Raw genomic sequence first — 5,093 nt, forward strand, 5'->3', positions numbered from 1 at the left:
AAAATACTTTGATTAATTCTCACACAAGTGAATATTGAGAAGCTAAGTTAGCTTTGAGCAAGAGAGCGATGTCTGCCTTGAAAAGTTCACATTGGCGGAAGCCGCCGCTACGACGGGCTACGCCTACGCCTACGTTTCACAGGAGATGATTACCTATGAATTTGATAGACGCTATACTGCTAACGCTGCTCAATATTGCTGCTTGCATGGCGTTGCCTAAGCTTTTAGCTCTTTTTCTGGCCGAGAAAACCAAACTTACTGAAGCGTTGCCGAATGCTTCCAGATTACAACCAGCTAAAATTCAACTTACCAGTTTTCCTTATTGTACAGCTTATGCATTGACAGGTAGCCAATACTGTAAATTCAGTCCTAACTTCTGTCCTAATTGTTCTCCGAATTGATGGACAAATTGCCAGTAAATTATTTTAAAATTTAGGTGAGATAGATAAACTACCTCACCTAAATTTTGGCAACACAACCGAATATTTATTTAGCTTATATTCAATAAAAGAAATCTAAATTCTGTTTTTAAGCAATTTTACTGATTTTGCTTCAAACTAAAAATATAGTCAACACCAATTTTCAAACGGAGAAGATGAATATATGAGTTTGATAGATGGTATATTCCTGACGCTGTTAAATACTGTTGTTTGTTTGGCACTGCCTAAGCTGTTATCTACAATTGTGCCTGCTCAAAGCCAAAACATTACACCTTCATCGTCTGCTCTTACATCAGAACATTCCAACTCTGAAATCCCCAGCTTTTCTTAATATAAGCTGATTGTCCCTAGATATCGCCTTGATGAGGAGAAAATTTAGTTATTGGTGCAAGGCGATGTCTCAGAGTAAGTTATACACATTTCATTTTGGGAAAACAATGAGTGTGCATATCTCCCAAAAATAAATATTTTTTATATAGGAAAAAACTGGTCTACAGTACAGCTAAAACCAGGCAATAGCGGAGAAATTATATTATCACTACTAAATAGGGTTGCTACCAAATTAAGTTGAGTTTGTTCGCGTCGATAGACCTCTAGTTTACGCGATCGCCAATCAGCAATCCAATATTCTTTTACTCCTCTGGAAGAATAAAGTTTAAGTTTTGCTTCCTTATCTCGTCTTAGGTCTTCTTTGCTAGCAGACAGAACTTCAACTACTAAATCTGGTGCGCCAGTTAAATGTCCCGCTTCATCCAATGTTACCGCCAAGGTTTCTTTAGTAGCCCAAACTACATCAGGAATCACATTATCTGATTCTGAAAATAAAACGCCGGGGTTTATCACAGCTTCTCCTAAACCAGTAGACTCTGACCAAATGTTAAGCTGTTGGAAAATTCTGCCACAAGTTTGCTGATGTTTAAAGTGAGGTGCCCTGGTCATAAATAATTCTCCATCAACTATCTCGTAACGCGTCCCTTCATTTTCTGCCAAGAGTTCCACATCGTGAATTGTCCAGCGTACTCCTGTATTAAGCATCTGACTCATCAGCTAACTCCTTTAATCTTGCTTTTGTATTTTAATCATAAAAGGATGTTTGTAAAGTCTCAATTAATACTAGCCTTGGCGATTAGAAATCGCGGCTATACAGACAAAACCCACCTCCGTGGGTTTGAAGCCCTTGATTTTCTCTTAGTCCACGGAGGTAGACTTTGCTTGTGTAGCCGCGAATTCTATTCGCCCAATACTTTGAAAATATCTTTTAAAATTTAATTATCACTTACGATTTTCGCGCCGCCACTTACCCCGTACTAAGCGAATTTCATCAAAAGTGTAGCTTTCACCGAGTTGTTCTCGAATTGGCGTTAAAGAAATATCACCAAGCACTTCTAAAACTTGCCAAATTTTTTGTTGATGTTCAAGAGGTACTAACTGATTTATGTCTACAGGCTGATTTTTTTCAATCAAATCTGCCAAATGGCGAATAATTGTTGTGGGGCGAATGTTGCGTTTTTTGGCAATTTCATTAACACTCAAACCTTGTTTATGTAATTGTAATGTGAATATTTCTGTGTCGGAAGGTAGGCTAACAGAGGGTGTAAATTTAACTTGGGGTGGATCTACCAAACCTTTTTCTTGGCGGTAGGCGCGAATTTCTGCGAGGAATTTATCGCCATATTGGGAAAGTTTGTGACTGCCTACGCCCGAAAGTTTACCAAATTCGGTTAGTGTTGTAGGTTGTACCTGTGCCATCAATTTCAAGGTAGAATCCTGAAAGACAACGTAAGGTGGTACAGATTGTTCATCAGCAAGTTGTTTACGGAGCGATCGCAACCTCTGCATTAATATCTCTCCTTGGGCAGCTTTTTCACTCCCTTCTTCCCAAGTAACCTTCTGTGCTACGGGAACAACAAGGGAAACTGTACGCTGTCGCCGCATCACTTCCCAACTAAGGGGGTTAAGTTTCAAAACTGAGTAACCATCGCTAGTCTGTTCTAGCAACCCTTGATGTAAAAGCGATCGCGCCAACATTCGCCATTCATCTACACTCTTATCTTTGCCAATACCGTAGGTAGAAAGTTTATCATGTTCGTACTGGATAATTTTGTCTTTTTTTGCCCCGCGCAACACATCAATAATGTGCAGCATCCCAAATCTTTCTTTACAACGCGCCACACAGGATAAAAACTTCATGGCTTCAATTGTCCAGTCTTGCATTGGTTTGGGATGACGGCAATTATCGCAGTTACCGCAATTACCAAGAAAACGTTCCCCAAAATAACCTAGCTGAATTGTCCGCCGACAAACAGTACCTTCAGCATAGTCAATTACCTGACGCAGTTGTTGTTTAGCAATCAACTGTTCTTGTGGGTCAGTTTTTTGGTTAATACTCCATTCAATGGTTTTAATATCACCAAAGCTGAAAAAAAGTGTACAACGTGAAGGTTCATTATCCCTTCCCGCCCTACCTGATTCTTGATAATAACTTTCTAAATTACGTGGTAAATCAAAGTGAATTACTAACCGCACATCTGGCTTATTAATTCCCATTCCAAAGGCAATTGTTGCCACCATGACGCGCACATCATCTCGAATAAATCGAGTTTGATTGCTGCTGCGTTCTTCATCAGTTAATCCGGCATGATAAGATAAGGCGGCAATCTTATCATTTTGCAATTTAAAGGTGAGTTCATCAACTTTTTTGCGCGTTAGGCAATAAATAATTGCTGAACCTTCATTTTCTCGAATAAGTTCTAATAATTCAGCATACGCAGACTTGGTTTTAGAACGGACTTCGTAATAAAGGTTTTGGCGGTTAAAGCTAGCAATGTGGATACTCGGTTGCTTTAGCCCTAGTTGTTGGATAATATCAGCACGGACGCGATCGGTTGCTGTGGCGGTGAGGGCGAGGGTAGGGACATCAGGATAGCGTTTCCGCAGAGATTTCATCTGGCGGTATTCTGGGCGGAAGTCGTGTCCCCACTCAGAGACGCAGTGGGCTTCGTCAATGGCAAAAGCCGCAATGCCAATTTTTTCTTTGACTAAATCGAGAAATGGGAGAAATCTTTCACTCAACAGACGTTCTGGGGCGACGTAAAGTAGTCTAACTTTACCACTGAGGATAGCTTCTTCGCGCGATCGCACCTTATAGGGATTCAGACTACTATTCAAAAATGTGGCAGCAATATTATTATTTTGCAGTCCTTCCACTTGATCTTGCATCAAAGCGATTAATGGCGACACCACCACCGTTAAGCCTTTTTTGAGCAATGCAGGTAACTGAAAACACAAAGATTTGCCCCCACCCGTAGGCATCACAATCAATAAATCTCGATTTTGCAGCGCATCTTCGATAATTTGTCGTTGTCCGGGGCGGAATCTGTCGTAACCGAAGTGATATTTTAGCGCTTGTTCGAGATTGGGGTATTGAAGCATAGCGATCGCTTTTTCCGGGGCTGTCTGCGTGAGTAGTTATTGAAGATATCAGGATTTTAACTCACATCTTTGGCAACTTTGGTTAGGTCTGCGTTTCTGGAGTGCGTAGGCGCAGCCCGCACTTCGGCTGCGCTCAGTGACCACCGCAGGCATCGCACTAAGTCAATTATCATATATGAGCGATCGCTTAACTTTTAAGACAGTCGCTACACAATCGGCTATCGCACTACTTTAACCAACATCATCTAAAAGCCTTTATCATGGAATCATGCTGAAGTAAAAGTAGGTAGAGCGCAAACAAGTTGAAAACATTATGGACAACAACAATAAACAAATTTACAATTACACAGTTATTCTGGAAAAAGAATCAGATGGAGGTTATCACGCTTTTTGTCCAATCCTAAAAGGTTGTCATTCTCAAGGAGATTCTTTTGAAGAGGCCATTGAGAATATTACAGAAGCTATTGAATTATATATTGAAAGTTTAAGGGCTGATAATCAGTCAATTCCTAAAGATGATTTAATTGTTAAGCCATTAAGTATATTGGCATGAGTAATTTTCCCAGTGTCAAAGCTAAAGAATTTATCAAAGTCATCGAAAATTTAGGTTTTTATCTTGACCGTCAAAAGGGGAGTCATGCTATTTATAAGGATAGTCATGGACAAAGAGTTGTTGTTCCTATTCATTCGGGAAAAGACCTAAAACCAGGGACTCTAATGGGTATGATTCAGGATATTGGTATTGATAAGGAAACTTTTTTTGAGTTATTGGGAAAATAAATTAGATGTAATAGATGTAATTTTATTGTTTGGTGTCGACAAACCTACACTGACTTACTGATTCAGTATCAGCCTAAGCCAATTAAAACAGAACAGGAGTATAACAGAGCCTTAACAGCAGTAGAGGGGATGATGTCGGGTGAGTTGACAGAGGCTGAAACTGCGCTTTTTGAGTTGTTGGTTCAACGGAATTGAGAATTACGAGTCACGCCATTATTCTATGGGTGAGTCAAAACCTGTGGCTACTTTAGAATCCCTCATGCATGAGTTTGATGTGCAGCCAACTTCTTTAGTCGAAGTTTTTGGCTCTGTTAAGATTGTTAAAGAAGTGCTTAATGGTCAACGGAAAGTTAGCCAATCTCAAGCTGAGTCCCTAGTTAAGTTTTTTAATGACCATTATTCTGGGCTTTCCCTAACGGCTCTTGACTTTTAAACTTTTAA

At 39.9% G+C, this 5,093-nt stretch carries 7 protein-coding genes; 5 read left to right on the plus strand and 2 right to left on the minus strand.

The window, feature by feature from the left end; all coding sequences use genetic code 11:
- Positions 1-91 precede the first annotated feature (91 nt).
- Complete coding sequence (locus LC574_RS38255) at positions 92-220, plus strand: hypothetical protein (protein ID WP_267871679.1); 129 nt, start codon at positions 92-94, stop codon at positions 218-220.
- A gap of 383 nt (positions 221-603) precedes the next feature.
- Positions 604-771, plus strand: a complete 168-nt coding sequence (locus LC574_RS25910; protein ID WP_229456404.1) for a hypothetical protein — start codon at positions 604-606, stop codon at positions 769-771.
- 140 nt (positions 772-911) lie between these two features.
- Here LC574_RS25910 and LC574_RS25915 read toward each other — a convergent pair whose 3' ends face one another.
- Both LC574_RS25915 and recQ read right to left on the minus strand, forming a co-directional pair.
- Positions 912-1,484 carry a Uma2 family endonuclease gene (locus tag LC574_RS25915; protein WP_229456405.1) on the minus strand — a complete coding sequence of 191 codons (573 nt, stop codon included), beginning with the start codon at positions 1,482-1,484 and terminating at the stop codon, positions 912-914.
- A gap of 228 nt (positions 1,485-1,712) precedes the next feature.
- A complete protein-coding gene (gene recQ / locus LC574_RS25920; protein WP_229456406.1) occupies positions 1,713-3,872 on the minus strand; it encodes a DNA helicase RecQ in 2,160 nt (719 codons plus the stop codon).
- A gap of 313 nt (positions 3,873-4,185) precedes the next feature.
- Here recQ and LC574_RS25925 point away from each other — a divergent pair, with 313 nt between their 5' ends.
- The 3 genes from LC574_RS25925 (at position 4,186) to LC574_RS25935 (ending at position 5,085) form a co-directional block, all read left to right on the plus strand.
- Positions 4,186-4,425: a type II toxin-antitoxin system HicB family antitoxin gene (locus LC574_RS25925; RefSeq protein WP_229456407.1), complete on the plus strand. Its 240-nt coding sequence runs from the start codon at positions 4,186-4,188 to the stop codon at positions 4,423-4,425.
- On the plus strand, positions 4,422-4,652 hold the full coding sequence (locus LC574_RS25930) for a type II toxin-antitoxin system HicA family toxin (protein ID WP_229456408.1): 231 nt from the start codon (positions 4,422-4,424) through the stop codon (positions 4,650-4,652). Before LC574_RS25925 ends, LC574_RS25930 begins: the two co-directional genes overlap by 4 nt.
- A 238-nt stretch (positions 4,653-4,890) precedes the next feature.
- Positions 4,891-5,085 carry a hypothetical protein gene (locus LC574_RS25935; protein WP_229456409.1) on the plus strand — a complete coding sequence of 65 codons (195 nt, stop codon included), beginning with the start codon at positions 4,891-4,893 and terminating at the stop codon, positions 5,083-5,085.
- The last annotated feature ends 8 nt before the right edge of the window (positions 5,086-5,093 follow it).

Origin of the sequence: Nostoc sp. CHAB 5715, assembly GCF_020829685.1 — a bacterium.
Classification (GTDB): Bacteria; Cyanobacteriota; Cyanobacteriia; order Cyanobacteriales; family Nostocaceae; genus Nostoc.

What these genes read in the sequence shown, in the direction of transcription:
- LC574_RS25910 (WP_229456404.1), top strand. Translation starts at nt 604, where the DNA reads ATGAGTTTGATAGATGGTATATTCCTGACGCTGTTAAATACTGTTGTT.
- LC574_RS25915 (WP_229456405.1), bottom strand. Translation starts at nt 1,484, where the DNA reads ATGAGTCAGATGCTTAATACAGGAGTACGCTGGACAATTCACGATGTG.
- recQ (WP_229456406.1), bottom strand. Translation starts at nt 3,872, where the DNA reads ATGCTTCAATACCCCAATCTCGAACAAGCGCTAAAATATCACTTCGGT.
- LC574_RS25925 (WP_229456407.1), top strand. Translation starts at nt 4,186, where the DNA reads ATGGACAACAACAATAAACAAATTTACAATTACACAGTTATTCTGGAA.
- LC574_RS25930 (WP_229456408.1), top strand. Translation starts at nt 4,422, where the DNA reads ATGAGTAATTTTCCCAGTGTCAAAGCTAAAGAATTTATCAAAGTCATC.